This window comes from Streptomyces sp. NPDC058086, assembly GCF_042885015.1.
Classification (GTDB): Bacteria; Actinomycetota; Actinomycetes; order Streptomycetales; family Streptomycetaceae; genus Streptomyces.
Window position 1 is genome coordinate 125,952 of the sequence record NZ_JBHVST010000002.1, and the last position, 14,349, is coordinate 140,300.

At 69.1% G+C, this 14,349-nt stretch carries 9 protein-coding genes; 5 read left to right on the top strand and 4 right to left on the bottom strand.

All coding sequences use genetic code 11. The annotated features are described in order from the left end of the window. The first annotated feature begins 22 nt into the window (after positions 1 to 22). Together ACFVWD_RS02095 and mtnK are read left to right on the top strand one after the other, a co-directional pair. Entirely contained in the window at positions 23 to 1,063 is a 1,041-nt protein-coding gene (locus tag ACFVWD_RS02095; RefSeq protein WP_389593384.1) for an ABC transporter permease, read from the top strand. Positions 1,064 to 1,078: 15 nt separating this feature from the next. Next, positions 1,079 to 2,239, top strand: a complete 1,161-nt coding sequence (gene mtnK / locus ACFVWD_RS02100; protein ID WP_389593386.1) for an S-methyl-5-thioribose kinase — start codon at positions 1,079 to 1,081, stop codon at positions 2,237 to 2,239. Positions 2,240 to 2,331: 92 nt separating this feature from the next. Here the strand turns inward: mtnK and ACFVWD_RS02105 are convergent, their stop codons facing one another. The 4 genes from ACFVWD_RS02105 to ACFVWD_RS02120 form a co-directional block, all read right to left on the bottom strand. Then, the gene (locus ACFVWD_RS02105) at positions 2,332 to 3,948 is read right to left on the bottom strand and encodes an FAD-dependent oxidoreductase (RefSeq protein ID WP_389593387.1); all 1,617 of its coding nucleotides are present in this window, start codon (positions 3,946 to 3,948) and stop codon (positions 2,332 to 2,334) included. A 19-nt stretch (positions 3,949 to 3,967) separates the two neighbouring features. Continuing rightward, the gene (glpK, locus tag ACFVWD_RS02110) at positions 3,968 to 5,506 is read right to left on the bottom strand and encodes a glycerol kinase GlpK (protein WP_389593389.1); all 1,539 of its coding nucleotides are present in this window, start codon (positions 5,504 to 5,506) and stop codon (positions 3,968 to 3,970) included. 132 nt (positions 5,507 to 5,638) lie between these two features. Next, positions 5,639 to 6,433 (bottom strand): MIP/aquaporin family protein, encoded by a 795-nt coding sequence (locus ACFVWD_RS02115; protein ID WP_389593391.1) that lies wholly within the window; start codon positions 6,431 to 6,433, stop codon positions 5,639 to 5,641. Positions 6,434 to 6,772: 339 nt separating this feature from the next. Next, complete coding sequence (locus tag ACFVWD_RS02120; RefSeq protein WP_067365314.1) at positions 6,773 to 7,537, bottom strand: IclR family transcriptional regulator; 765 nt, start codon at positions 7,535 to 7,537, stop codon at positions 6,773 to 6,775. A 269-nt stretch (positions 7,538 to 7,806) separates the two neighbouring features. On the opposite strand from ACFVWD_RS02120, the gene metH reads away from it, so the two are divergent. The 3 genes from metH (at position 7,807) to ACFVWD_RS02135 (ending at position 14,244) form a co-directional block, all read left to right on the top strand. Beyond that, positions 7,807 to 11,352, top strand: coding sequence for a methionine synthase (metH, locus tag ACFVWD_RS02125; RefSeq protein WP_389593393.1), 3,546 nt, complete (start codon positions 7,807 to 7,809; stop codon positions 11,350 to 11,352). Positions 11,353 to 11,489: 137 nt separating this feature from the next. Then, the gene (locus ACFVWD_RS02130; protein WP_067365320.1) at positions 11,490 to 12,191 is read left to right on the top strand and encodes an HAD family phosphatase; all 702 of its coding nucleotides are present in this window, start codon (positions 11,490 to 11,492) and stop codon (positions 12,189 to 12,191) included. Between the two features lie 445 nt (positions 12,192 to 12,636). Beyond that, entirely contained in the window at positions 12,637 to 14,244 is a 1,608-nt protein-coding gene (locus tag ACFVWD_RS02135) for an ABC transporter substrate-binding protein (RefSeq protein WP_389593394.1), read from the top strand. The last annotated feature ends 105 nt before the right edge of the window (positions 14,245 to 14,349 follow it).

Below are 14,349 nucleotides of genomic sequence, written 5' to 3' on the forward strand. Positions count from 1 at the left end.
CCGGCACACCAGGAAGTACGCCATGACCACCACCCAGAGCACCCCCGCGCGGGCGGCGACCCCGTCCGCGCCCGCCGTCGGCCACCGGATCCAGAACGCCGTCATCACATACGGCTTCATCTTCGTCACCGTCACGCTCTTCGCGTACTTCGCGATCAGCGAGCCGTCCTTCCGCGACTCGGCGACGCTCCTCGACACCCTCCGGTACGTCTCCGTCGCCGCCATCCTCGGCCTCGGCGTCACGCTCACCATGGCCGTCGGCGGAATGGACATGTCCGTCGGCGCCGTCGCCGGGCTCGGCGTCACGGTCGCCGCGAAGACGATGGTCACCTACAACCAGGTCGGCACGGTCGCGATCCTCGCGGTCGTCGCGGCGGGCGCACTGGCCGGGTTGCTGAACGCCCTGCTGATCGTCGTCCTCAAGATCCCCGACATGCTGGCCACGCTCGGCACCATGTTCGTGATCCAGGGCACCAAACTCATCCTGGTCGACGGCCAGTCCATCACCCCCGGCATGACCCAGTCCGACGGCACCACCGCGCCCGGCAGGTTCACCGAGGGCTTCCTGCGCATCGACCGCGGCACCTTCCTCGGCGTACCCGTCTCGGTGCTGATCTTCGGCGCGCTGACCGTCGTCGCCTGGGTGTTCCTGGCCCGCACCCGCTGGGGGCGTGTGCTGTACGCGATCGGCGCCAACCCCGAGGCCTCGCGGCTGGCCGGCATCCGCGTCGGCGCGTACCGGGCACTCGCCTACGTCCTGTCCGGCGTCCTCGCCTCCGTCGGCGGCCTGATCCTGGCCTCCCGCATCGGCCAGGGCGATGTCTCCGCCGGCACCTCCCAGCTGCTCGAAGCCGTCGCCGTCGCCCTCGTCGGCACCTCCGTCCTCGGTCGGGGCCGCCCCAACGTCTGGGGCACGGCCCTGGGCGCCGTCCTGATCGGGATCATCACCACGGGTCTGACCATCAAGGGACTGCCGTACTACACGCAGGACGTCGTCGAGGGCGCGGTCCTCATCCTCGCCCTGGTCTTCAGCTTCACCCTGTCCAAGCGCCGCACCGCATAAGGGAGTTACGAGTCGATGGGCTACCGCATCCTGGAGACCGAGGACGTCGCCGGCTACCTGCGCGAGCGCGGCCACTGGGGCACCGACGAGCCGGAGGTCCGCGAGGTCTCCGACGGCAACATGAACCGCGTCTTCCTCGCCACCGCCACCGACGGCACCCGGAGCCTCGCCGTCAAGCAGGCCCTGCCCTGGGTGCGGGTCGCGGGCCCCTCCTGGCCGATGAGCCCCGAGCGCGCCGACGCCGAGGCCCGCGCCTACGAGCAGGTCGCCGAGGTCGCCCCGGACAAGATCCCGGCGATCCACGGCTACGACTCCGACAACTACGCCCTCGTCATGGAGGACATGTCCGACCTGGAGGTGCTGCGCACGATCCTCAACGAGGGCGGCACCTACGGCCCGGACACCTCCCGCCGCATCGGCGAGTTCGTCGCCCAGCTCTCCTTCGCCACCAGCGACTTCGGCATGCCCTCCGCCGAACGCAAGGCGCTGATCGCGGCCTCCGTCAGCCCCGAGCTGTGCAAGATCACCGAGGATGTCGTGCTCAGTGAGCCGTACCTCGAGCACGAGCACAACCACTGGCACCCCGGCCTCGACGATCTCGCCGCCGCCTTCCGCTCCGACCCGCGACTGCGCACCGAGGTCGCCGAACTGCGCCACCTCTTCATGACCGGCGCGCAGGCCCTGCTCCACGGCGACCTGCACACCGGCAGCGTCATGGTCGGCACGCGCGAGGGCGCCCCGGTGGTACGGGTCTTCGACCCCGAGTTCTCCTTCGTCGGGCCGATCGGCTTCGACCTCGGCCTGTACTGGGCGAACACGCTCGTCTCCGCGGCCCGCGCCGACGCGCTCGGCGTCGAGGGCGACCACGGCGACCAACTCCGGCTCTCCTGGGACGCGTTCAGGGGGGAGTTCCGCCGCCTGTGGCCGACCCGCGTCGACACCTTCTTCGACGACGCCTTCCTCGACCGCTTCCTGGACCGCGTCTGGACCGAATCCCTGGGTTTCGCCGGCGCGGAGATCGTCCGCCGCGTCATCGGCTTCGCCCACCTCACCGACCTCACCACCCTCCCGGACCCGGTACCCGCCTCCCGGCGCGCGCTCCTCCTCGGGCGCGAACTGATCGTCCGCCGCGCGGAGTTGACGTCACCTGAGGACGTCGAGGCACTCCTGCGCTGACGGGCGCCCGGCTGTGGCGGCGCACGCGGAGAGGCGGCTCCCCCCGTGGGAGCCGCCCCTCGAACCGATCGGATCACCCGCTCAGGGTGTGGTCACTTCTTGTCGAGCAGGTCCTGCACCTTGCCGCGGACCTCGTCCGTGGCGAGCCCGCGGATCGTCAGCGTCGTACGGCGGCGCAGCACGTCGTCCGTCGTCTCGGCCCACTCGTGGTCGCGGGCCCACACGACCTGCGCCCAGATCTCCGGGGCGTCCGGGTGGACGCGCTCGCCGAGCTCCGGGTTCTCGTTCGCCAGGCGCGCGATGTCGAAGGCCAGCGAACCGTAGTGCGTCGCCAGGTGCTTGGCGGTGTCGGCGCCCATACGGGGGCCGGGCGCCGGGCCGTCGACGAGCAGCCGGTGGGCGACCGCGCGCGGGTTGGCGACACCCGGCAGCGGCATCTTCTTCGGCAGCTCGGAGATCGGCTCGAAGTCCTCGCCCAGCGGGTGGCCCGGCAGCGACTCCAGCTTCTTCATGACCGTACGGCCGATGTGCCGGAAGGTGGTCCACTTGCCGCCCGCGACGGACAGCATCCCGCCACGGCCCTCCGTGACGACCGTCTCGCGCTTGGCCTTCGAGGTGTCGCCGGGGCCGCCGGGCAGCACCCGCAGACCGGCGAAGGAGTACGTGATCAGATCACGGGAGAGCTGCTGGTCGCGGATGGAGAACGCGGCCTCGTCCAGGATCTGGGATATGTCCTTCTCGGTGACCGAGACGTCCGCCGGGTCGCCCTCGTACTCCTCGTCGGTCGTGCCGAGCAGCAGCATGTCCTCCCAGGGGAGGGCGAAGGTGATGCGGTACTTGTCGATCGGGGTCGCGAGCGCGGCCTTCCAGGGAGAGGTGCGCTTGAGTACCAGGTGCGCGCCCTTGGACAGACGGATGGACGGCGCCGCGTTCGGGTCCTCCATCCTGCGCAGGTGGTCGACCCAGGGGCCGGTGGCGTTGAGGACGAGGTGCGCGTTGACCCCGAACTCCGCGCCGTTCGTACCGTCCTTGAGGTCCGCGCCCGTGACCCGGCCCTTGGTGAAGCGCAGGCCGGTCACCTCCGCGTGGTTGAGGACGACCGCGCCCGCCTCGACGGCCGCGCGGACCGTCATCAGCGCCATGCGCGCGTCGTTCATCTGGTCGTCGCCGTACACGGCCACGGCCTTGAGGTTCTCGGTGCGCAGCTCCGGCACGTCCTGCTGCGCCTTGGCCGGCGAGAGCAGGTGGCCGACGCCGTCGCCGAACGCCGACAGTGCGGAGTAGGCGAAGACGCCCGCCCCGAGCTTCGCCGCGCCGTGCGGCCCGCCCTTGTACACGGGGAGGTAGAACGTGAGCGGGTTCGCCAGGTGGGGGGCCACCTGACGGGAGACCGCACGGCGCTCGAAGTGGTTCTCCGCCACCAGCTTCACCGCGCCGGTCTGCAGGTAGCGCAGACCGCCGTGGAGAAGCTTGGAGGAGGCGGAGGAGGTGGCGCCGGCGAAGTCGCCGGCGTCGACCAGAGCCACCCGCAGACCGGACTGCGCGGCGTGCCAGGCGGTGGAGATGCCCAGGATGCCGCCGCCGATCACGAGAAGGTCGTACGTCGCCTTGGAGAGCTGCTCCCGGGTCTCGGCGCGGCTCGGGTTGGAGCCGGAGGCCGGGTGCGTACCGAGGGCAGGCACGGACTGCAGGGTGGACTGACTGGTCATTGCGGGTTGTTACTCCTTGTCAGTTCTCGTCTTCGATCCAGCCCATGGTCCGCTCCACGGCCTTGAGCCAGCTCTTGTACTCACGGTCGCGGATCTCCGCGTCCATGTTGGGGGTCCATTCCGCGGCCCGGCGCCAGTTGGCGCGCAGGTCCTCGGTGTTGGTCCAGAAGCCGACGGCGAGACCGGCGGCGTAGGCGGCGCCGAGGCAGGTGGTCTCGGCGACCATCGGGCGCACCACGGGGGCGTCCAGGACGTCGGCCAGGGTCTGCATCAGCAGGTTGTTGGAGGTCATGCCGCCGTCGACCTTGAGGGCCGTGAGTTCGACGCCGGAGTCCTTCGTCATGGCGTCGGTGATCTCACGGGTCTGCCAGGCGGTGGCCTCCAGGACGGCGCGCGCGATGTGCGCCTTGGTGACGTACCGGGTCAGACCGGCGATCACACCGCGGGCGTCGGAGCGCCAGTACGGGGCGAACAGACCGGAGAAGGCCGGCACGAAGTAGGCACCGCCGTTGTCCTCGACCGAGGACGCGAGGGTCTCGATCTCGGCGGCGGACTTGATCAGGCCCATCTGGTCGCGCATCCACTGCACCAGCGAACCGGTGACGGCGATCGAGCCCTCGAGGGCGTAGACCGGAGCCTGGTCGCCGATGCGGTAGCCGACCGTGGTGAGCAGGCCCGAGTACGAGTTGATGATCTTGTCACCGGTGTTCATCAGCATGAACGTGCCGGTGCCGTACGTGGACTTGGCCTCGCCCTCGGAGAAGCAGGTCTGGCCGAACAGGGCCGCCTGCTGGTCGCCGAGCGCGGAGGCGACCGGGATGCCGCCGAGCAGCTCGCCGAGCCGGCCGCCGGTCACCTCGCCGTACACCTCGGCGGAGGAGCGGATCTCCGGCAGCATGGCCAGCGGGACGCCGATGGACTCGGCGATCTTGTCGTCCCATGCCAGGGTGTGCAGGTTCATCAGCATGGTGCGGGAGGCGTTGGTGACGTCGGTGACATGGTGGCCACCGTTCGCACCGCCCGTCAGGTTCCAGATGACCCAGGTGTCCATGGTGCCGAAGAGAATGTCCCCGGCCTCGGCGCGCTCGAGCAGGCCGTCGACGTTGTCGAGCAGCCAGCGGGCCTTGGGGCCGGCGAAGTAGGACGCGAGCGGCAGGCCGGTCTCGCGGCGGAAGCGGTCCTGGCCCACGTTGCGGCCGAGCTCCTTGCAGAGCGCGTCGGTGCGGGTGTCCTGCCAGACGATGGCGTTGTGGACGGGCTCACCGGTGTTCTTGTCCCACAGCACGGTGGTCTCGCGCTGGTTGGTGATGCCGATGGCCTTGATGTCGTCGCGGGTGATGCCGGCCTTCTCGATGGCCCCGGCCACGACTTCCTGGACGTTGGTCCAGATCTCGGTGGCGTTGTGCTCGACCCAGCCCGGCTTCGGGAAGATCTGCTCGTGCTCCTTCTGGTCGACGGAGACGATGCGTCCGTCGCGGTCGAAGACGATGCAGCGGCTGGACGTGGTGCCCTGGTCGATCGCGGCGATGAAGGGGCCGGCGGTGTGTGCGTCGGTCACGGTGTGCTCCTGAAGGTTCCGTATGAAAGGGGCTGGCTCACGGCGTATTGCTCACAGCCTGACGGCGTATTGCTTGCGGCTCGGAAAACCTTGCGGTTCAAAGAGGGCCCGAGGCCCGAAGGCCTCGGGGCTTTAAGCAAAGGCGACGTTGTAGAGGCCTGCGGCGATCGCGCCGCCGATCAGCGGACCGACGACCGGAACCCAGGCGTAGCTCCAGTCGGAGCCGCCCTTGTTCGGCAGGGGGAGCAGCGCGTGCACGATGCGCGGGCCGAGGTCACGGGCCGGGTTGATCGCGTAACCGGTGGGTCCACCGAGGGAGAGGCCGATGGAGACAACCACCAGCGCGGTGATCAGTGCGCCCAGCGGGCCGAGGCCGTTGCCCTTGTCGTTGAGACCCTGCGTGAGAACCGCGAGCACCAGCACGACGGTGGCGATGATCTCCGTGACGAGGTTCTGCACCGCGTTGCGGATCTCGGGGCCGGTGGAGAAGATGCCGAGCACGGGGCCCGCGCCCTTCTCCTCCGCCTCGACGGCCTTGGCACCAGCGGCCTGCGCGTCCGCGGCCCCGACGATGTCGGGGTCGGTCAGGTGCGCGTGGAACTGTCCGTAGTACACGACCCAGACCAGCGTGGCGCCGATCATCGCGCCGAGCAGCTGGCCGCCCCAGTACACCGGCAGGTTGTTCCAGCCGCCGTCCTTGATGGTCAGCGCCAGCGTCACGGCCGGGTTCAGGTGTGCGCCGGACAGCGGCGCGGAGGTGTAGACCGCCGTGAGGACCGCGAAGCCCCACCCGAAGGCGATGGCGAGCCAGCCGGCGTTTCTGGCCTTGGAGGCCTTCAGCGTGACGGCGGCACAGACGCCACCGCCGAGCAGGATGAGTATGGCGGTACCTATGGTCTCGCCGATGAAGATGTCGGAGCTGGACACCCGCGACTCCTTTGTCCTTCGTCCAGGGGAAGGCGAACCCCGGGTCCCACCGGTGGTTCGCGCCCTCGGGGGTGAGGGCGATGCCGGCCCATGGCACTGTCACACTCTAACGCGTATTGCCGGTAGGTGTTCGACAATGCCGACCGATGGACGGGAGTCTTGCCCTGGGGTTACCAGCTCGTCAAGAGTTCCGTTATCGAAAACACGATCGTTATTGATCGCTGTGAGTTATCGATCTTGAGAGGCCTCGGCGGCTCGCGCGTACATGCCAAAAGGGGCCGGTACGTAGGACACGTACCGGCCTGTTGTCGTACGGGGTTCAGCTCGTCGTTCGGGGTGTCAGAACCGTCCGGCTCCCAGGTCCCGGGAGACCGCGCGGGCGCAGTCCCGCACCGCCGCGATCAGCTCGGGGCGCAGCTCGCCGTCCCGGCAGATCCGCTCCACGGCTCCCGTGATGCCCACCGCGCCCACCGGCATGCGCCGCCGGTTGTGGATGGGTGCCGCGACCGAGGCGACGCCCGTCCATGTCTCCTCGACGTCGTCGGCGTACCCGCGTGCGCGGGTCAGGTCGAGGACTCCCTCGAACTGCTCCGGTTCGACCGTCGTGCGGGCCGTGAACGTCTTCCGCTCGGCCTCCAGGACCTCGCTGTGCGCCACCGGATCGTAGGCCGACAGGACCTTGCCCAGGGCTGTGGAGTGCAGCGGCTGCATGGCCCCGACCTCCAGCACCTGACGGCTGTCGTCGGGCCGGAACACGTGGTGCACGATCAGCACGCCGTGTTGGTGCAGCACACCCAGGTAGACGCTCTCGCCGCTGGAGCGGGCCAGGTCGTCGGTCCACACCAGCGCCCGCGCGCGCAGCTCGTGCACGTCGAGATAGGTGGTACCGAGCCGCAGCAGCTCGGCGCCCAGCTGGTAACGCCCCGAGACGCTGTCCTGTTCGACGAAGCCCTCCTGCTGGAGGGTGCGCAGTATGCCGTGGGCCGTCCCCTTGGCCAGGCCCAGCGAGGAGGCGATGTCGGACAGACCGAGCTGCCGCTCGCCGCCCGCCAGGAGCCGCAGCATCGCCGCCGCCCGTTCGAGCGACTGGATGTTCCGTGCCATCGCCGTGCTGCCTCCGTCCCCTTTGACCGACAGCGTGCGCCTCCGCTACCGCCGTTCGGCAATGTCGAACACTACCGTTCGTTGCCGAGCTCCCGCTAATGGGTCGTCGCAACATGTTCGGTCTGTCTTAACACCCCGGACGCACACGCCGCGCCCGTCCGCCCCGTGGACGCCCCTGACCCCGTGACGGTGCTCGGGCTACCCTGACGGCGTGCGTCTTCCATGGGAAGCGCAAAGCCGACAGCCGTCGCACTTCAGGGAGCACCTTCATGGCTTCGTTGCCGAACCCGTCCCTTTCGTCCGAGCTTGCCGAGAACCGGACCCGCATCGCCGCGCTCCGCGAGGCGCTCGCCGAGCGTGTCGTGGTGGCCGACGGCGCGATGGGCACGATGCTGCAGGCGCAGGACCCGACGCTCGAGGACTTCGAGAACCTCGAGGGCTGCAACGAGATTCTGAACCTCACCCGCCCCGACATCGTCCGTTCCGTCCACGAGGCCTACTTCGAGGTGGGCGTGGACTGTGTGGAGACGAACACCTTCGGCGCCAACCACTCGGCCATGGCCGAGTACGAGATCTCCGACCGCGTGTACGAGCTGTCCGAGGCGGGCGCCCGCATCGCCCGCGAGGTGGCCGACGAGTTCGGTGGCCGCGACGGCCGCCAGCGGTGGGTGCTGGGCTCCATCGGCCCCGGTACGAAGCTGCCGACCCTCGGCCACATCGGCTTCCACGCACTGCGCGACGGCTTCCAGGCGAACGCCGAGGGCCTGATCGCCGGCGGCGCGGACGCCCTGATCGTCGAGACCACCCAGGACCTCCTCCAGACCAAGTCGTCCATCCTCGGCGCCCGCCGGGCCCTGGACGCGCTCGGGGTCGACCTGCCGCTGCTGGTCTCCCTCGCCTTCGAGACGACCGGCACGATGCTGCTGGGCTCGGAGATCGGCGCCGCGCTGACCGCGCTGGAGCCGCTGGGCATCGACATGATCGGCCTGAACTGCTCCACCGGCCCCGCCGAGATGAGCGAGCACCTGCGCTACCTCGCCCGCCACTCCCGCATCCCGCTGCTGTGCATGCCGAACGCCGGGCTGCCCATCCTCACCAAGGACGGGGCGTACTTCCCGCTGACCCCGCCCGAGATGGCGGACGCGCAGGAGACCTTCGTCCAGCAGTACGGCCTGTCCCTGGTCGGAGGCTGCTGCGGCAGCACCCCCGAGCACCTGCGCCAGGTCGTCGAGCGCGTGCGCGGGATGGCACCGACGCAGCGGCGCCCCCAGCCGGAGCCCGGCGCCGCTTCCCTCTACCAGACCGTCCCGTTCCGCCAGGACACCGCGTACATGGCGATCGGCGAGCGCACCAACGCCAACGGCTCGAAGAAGTTCCGCGAGGCCATGCTGGAGGGCCGCTGGGACGACTGTGTGGAGATGGCCCGCGACCAGATCCGCGAGGGCGCCCACATGCTCGACCTGTGCGTCGACTACGTCGGCCGGGACGGCGTCGCGGACATGCAGGAGCTCGCCGGACGCTTCGCCACCGCCTCCACGCTGCCCATCGTCCTGGACTCCACCGAGGTCGAGGTCCTGCGCGCCGGCCTGGAGAAGCTCGGCGGCCGGGCCGTCATCAACTCCGTCAACTACGAGGACGGCGACGGCCCCGAGTCCCGCTTCGCGAAGGTCACCCGGCTGGCGCAGGAGCACGGCGCGGCGCTGATCGCGCTGACCATCGACGAGGAGGGCCAGGCCCGTACCGTCGAGACCAAGGTCGCCATCGCCGAACGGCTCATCGAGGACCTGACGACGAACTGGGGCATCCACGAGTCGGACATCCTCATCGACGCCCTGACCTTCACCATCTGCACCGGCCAGGAGGAGTCCCGGAAGGACGGCATCGCCACCATCGAGGCGATCCGCGAGCTCAAGCGCCGCCGCCCCGACGTACAGACCACGCTGGGCCTGTCGAACATCTCCTTCGGTCTCAACCCGGCTGCCCGCATCCTGCTCAACTCGGTCTTCCTCGACGAGTGCGTCAAGGCGGGCCTGGACTCGGCGATCGTGCACGCGTCGAAGATCCTCCCCATCGCGCGCTTCGACGAGGAGCAGGTCACCACCGCCCTCGACCTGATCTACGACCGGCGCATCGCCCAGCAGGGCGACGAACCGGCCTACGACCCCCTCCAGAAGCTGATGGCGCTGTTCGAGGGCGCCACCACCAAGTCGCTGAGGGCGGGCAAGGCCGAGGAACTGGCCGCGCTGCCCCTGGACGAGCGACTCAAGCGGCGCATCATCGACGGCGAGAAGAACGGCCTCGAGGCCGACCTCGCCGAAGCCCTCCAGACCCGCCCCGCCCTCGACATCGTCAACGAGACGCTGCTCGACGGCATGAAGGTGGTCGGCGAGCTGTTCGGCTCCGGCCAGATGCAGCTGCCGTTCGTGCTCCAGTCCGCCGAGGTCATGAAGACCGCGGTCGCCTACCTCGAACCGCACATGGAGAAGTCGGACGCCGAGGGCAAGGGCACCATCGTGCTGGCGACCGTGCGCGGCGACGTGCACGACATCGGCAAGAACCTCGTCGACATCATCCTGTCCAACAACGGCTACAACGTCGTCAACCTCGGCATCAAGCAGCCGGTCTCCGCGATCCTGGACGCCGCAGAGGAACACCGGGCCGACGTCATCGGCATGTCGGGCCTGCTGGTCAAGTCCACGGTGATCATGAAGGAGAACCTGGAGGAGCTCAACCAGCGCGGTCTGTCCGCCGAGTACCCGGTCATCCTCGGCGGCGCCGCCCTGACGAGGGCGTACGTCGAGCAGGACCTGCACGAGATCTACGAGGGCGAAGTCCGCTACGCCCGGGACGCGTTCGAGGGCCTGCGCCTGATGGACGCGCTCATCGGGGTCAAGCGGGGCGTGCCGGGGGCCGTGCTGCCGGAGCTCAAGCAGCGCCGGGTGCGGGCCACCGCACCGACGGTCGTCGAGGAGCGCCCGGAGGAGGGCCACGTCCGCTCGGACGTCGCCGTCGACAACCCGGTGCCCACCCCGCCCTTCTGGGGCACCCGTGTCATCAAGGGCATCCAGCTCAAGGAGTACGCCTCCTGGCTGGACGAGGGCGCCCTGTTCAAGGGCCAGTGGGGCCTGAAGCAGGCCCGTGCGGGCGACGGACCGACGTACGAGGAACTCGTCGAGACCGAGGGCCGGCCCCGGCTGCGCGGACTGCTGGACAAGCTCCAGACCGACAACCTGCTCGAAGCGGCCGTCGTCTACGGCTACTTCCCCTGTGTGTCCAAGGACGACGACCTGATCCTCCTGGACGAACAGGGCAACGAGCGCACCCGCTTCACCTTCCCGCGCCAGCGCCGCGGACGGCGGCTGTGCCTGGCCGACTTCTTCCGGCCCGAGGAGTCCGGTGAGCGGGACGTCGTCGGCCTCCAGGTCGTCACGGTCGGCTCCCGCATCGGCGAGGAGACGGCCAAGCTCTTCGAGTCGAACTCCTACCGCGACTACCTCGAACTGCACGGCCTGTCCGTGCAGCTGGCCGAGGCCCTCGCCGAGTACTGGCACGCCCGAGTCCGCTCCGAGCTCGGCTTCGCCGGTGAGGACCCCTCGGCCATCGAGGACATGTTCGACCTCAAGTACCGCGGTGCCCGCTTCTCCCTCGGCTACGGCGCCTGCCCCGACCTGGAGGACCGCGCCAAGATCGCCGAACTCCTGGAGCCCGAGCGCATCGGCGTCCATCTCTCGGAGGAGTTCCAGCTGCACCCCGAGCAGTCCACGGACGCGATCGTGATCCACCACCCGGAGGCGAAGTACTTCAACGCCAGGTGACTCGGCGCGAGGCGAGTCAGTGGGCCGCGACAACCAACAGGCGCTTCACCTGACGCCGTCGTACACTGGACGGTCCACAGCAGGCCGGTTCCCCCTGAGGGAACCGGCCTTCTCGTCCCTCAAGGAGGTGCGCCAGGATGACCACTACGGTTCCCGCGCTCGGTACCCGTACGGCCGAAGGCTCAGCGCTGCAGGCCGTGCTCCTGGACATGGACGGCACCCTGGTGGACACCGAGGGGTTCTGGTGGGACGTCGAGGTCGAGATCTTCCGGACGCTCGGACACACGCTCGACGACTCCTGGCGCCATGTGGTGGTCGGCGGCCCCATGACCCGCAGCGCGGGCTTCCTGATCGAGGCCACCGGGGCCGACATCACGCTCGGCGAGCTCACGGTGCTGCTCAACGACGGTTTCGAGGACCGTATCGACCGGGCGCTGCCGCTGATGCCGGGGGCGGCCAGACTCCTCGCGGAGCTCGCCGCGCACGAGATCCCCACCGCCCTCGTCTCCGCCTCGCACCGGCGCATCATCGACCGTGTTCTGGCCTCCCTGGGCCCCCAGTACTTCGCGCTGACCGTCGCGGGTGACGAGGTGGAGCGGACCAAGCCCTTCCCCGACCCCTATCTGCTGGCGGCGTCCGGACTCGGCGCCGAACCGGCCCGGTGTGCCGTCATCGAGGACACCGCCACGGGCGTCGCCGCCGCGGAGGCCGCGGGCTGCCACGTGGTCGCCGTCCCCTCCGTCGCCCCGATCGCCCCCGCCGTCCGGCGCACGGTCGTGACCTCCCTCGAAGAGGTCGACCTGCCTTTTCTCCGTGGCCTGATGACGGAAATGCGCTAGGCGTTCACCCAGCGTGCAGAACCGAATGTGCCGCTATCCCCTGCGTATCCGCCGGTAAGGGCCCCGGACCTGCCACAGGAAATTCAATCCAGGGCCGGATGGCTGAATTCCGGTACTCTCTCACCGAGTTGGCAGTGTGAGGTTCATCACCTGACAGGGGGTCGACATTCGGCCTGCCGTGTGCAGTCACCCCCCCTTCGGGGGTGCCCGACGTGCCCTTGTGTCCCGATTGGTGGAACGCTGCACTAATCCTTCCGCTGTCGGGTTATCGGTGCGTCCACGCCCGGTTTCGCAGCGTGATGGGAACTCAACTCCGGTCTCTGCGGGCCGTCCTGGTGGTGCGGACTAATGTCGTCGCGAGAACCTCGCCATAACCCCGGTGACTCGCCCGCACCACCCCTGCATGGCGGGTACACGGACACGACAGCTCTGGAGAAACTCGAGCATGAACCGCAAGACTTTGGTGCTGCCGGCCGTTGTCGGCTTGCTCGCCCCGGTGCTCGCCGCGTGTGGCGGTTCCAACAGCGGGGGGAGCGGCGGCGGCACGATCGTCGTGGGCACCACGGACCGGTTCACCGCATCGAAGGATGCCCCGGCTCCTCTCGACCCGGCGTACGCGTACGACGTCGGCACCTGGAACATCCTGCGCCAGACCGTGCAGACGCTGATGGTCCAGCCCCGCGGTGACGGCGACCCCCAGCCCGAGGCTGCCGAGAGCTGCGGTTTCACCGACTCCGGCAACGAGCGCTACGCCTGCACGCTGCGCGACGGACTGAAGTTCGCGAGCGGTGACCCGATCACTGCCAAGGACGTGAAGTTCTCGATCGACCGCGCGATGTCGCTCAAGGCCGACAGCGGTGTGTTCGCGCTGCTGTCCACCGTCGACACCGTGGAGACGCAGGGCGACCGTCAGGTGATCTTCCACCTGAAGACCGCGGACGCCACCTTCCCGTTCAAGCTGTCGACCCCGGTGGCCGGCATCGTGAACCCGAAGGACTACGAGAAGGGCAAGCTGCGCGACGGCTTCTCCGTCGACGGCTCCGGCCCGTACACCCTCCAGGCCGACGTCAAGAACGACGAGGCCGACAAGATCACCTTCACCAAGAACCCGAACTACGAGGGTCTGTTGAAGCCGAAGAACGACAAGGTCGAGATGCGCTCCTTCGAGAGCGCCGACGCCATGGGCGCCGCGCTCAACAAGGGCGACATCGACCTCATGACCCGCGCGATGACGCCGGCGCAGATCACCAAGCTCGGTGCCGCCGGTGCGACCGGCAAGATCGACCTGGTCGAGATGCCCGGCCTCGAGATCCGCTACCTCGGCTTCAACACCGACGACCCGACGGTGAAGAGCAAGGCCGTCCGCCAGGCCATGGCCGAGGTGATCAACCGCGGCGAGCTCGTCTCCAAGGTGTACGGCTCCCAGGCCGAGCCGCTGTTCTCGATGGTCCCGGCCACCATCACGGGTCACTCCAACTCGTTCTTCAACAAGTACGGCGACCCGAGCGTCTCCAGGGCCACCACGACGCTGAACAAGGCCGGCATCACCACCCCGGTGAAGCTCACCCTGCACTACACGACCGACCACTACGGCTCGGCCACCGCGCAGGAGTTCGAGGTGCTGAAGAAGCAGCTCAACGCCAGCGGCCTGTTCAGTGTCGAGATCAAGGGCGAGCCCTGGACGACGTTCCGTCCGGCCGAGAAGAAGAACGAGTACCAGGTCTACGGCATGGGCTGGTTCCCTGACTTCCCGGACGCCGACAACTACCTGGCGCCGTTCCTCGACAAGGACAACACCCTCGGCTCGCCGTACGTGAACTCCACGATCCGCGGCACGCTGATCCCGGAGTCCCGCCGCGAGGCCGACCGCCTCACCGCGTCGAAGAGCCTCACCGAAATCCAGGACAAGGTGGCCGACGACGTACCGCTCCTGCCGCTGTGGCAGGGCAAGCAGTACATCGCCGCGCGGGACGACATCACCGGCACCGAGTGGGCGCTCAACTCGTCCTCCACGCTCCAGTTGTGGGAGCTCGGCCGCGGTGTGAGCGGCTGAACCGGCCCTTCACAGGGCGCCGTGTCCCGTGGACCCGGCGCCCGACCGCACGACCCGGCGCCCGCTCCACGTGGCGTTCCAGAGAAACAATGACAAGGCACCTCC